The 227-nt window shown below is 43.2% G+C and carries 1 protein-coding gene; it reads left to right on the top strand.

Annotated elements, in window-relative coordinates; genetic code table 11:
• A partial coding sequence (locus HA632_RS01490; protein WP_217902801.1) for a hypothetical protein occupies positions 1 to 227 on the top strand: 227 nt, incomplete at both ends.

The raw sequence follows: 227 nt of genomic DNA, 5'->3' as shown, positions 1-227 counted from the left end.
GAGTTCGCTCAAGCTACTGCTACTGATGAGTGTGGTTCTGCTTTCGAATTGACTTTCGAAGATGTAACTACCAATGGTAATTGTGCAGGTTCTTACTCTGTAACCAGAACTTGGACTGCTACTGATGCTTGTGGAAATTCTTCTACTGCTTCACAAACTATAAATGTACAAGACGTAACGGCTCCGGTTATCGCAGCGTTACCTGCTACTTCAACTATCTCTTGTCC

This window comes from Flavobacterium sp. J49 (assembly GCF_011742145.1).
In the GTDB taxonomy this organism is placed as follows: domain Bacteria; phylum Bacteroidota; class Bacteroidia; order Flavobacteriales; family Flavobacteriaceae; genus Flavobacterium.
The sequence above is the reverse complement of the archived record's forward strand: the minus strand, read 5'-3'. Positions and strand labels throughout refer to the sequence as shown.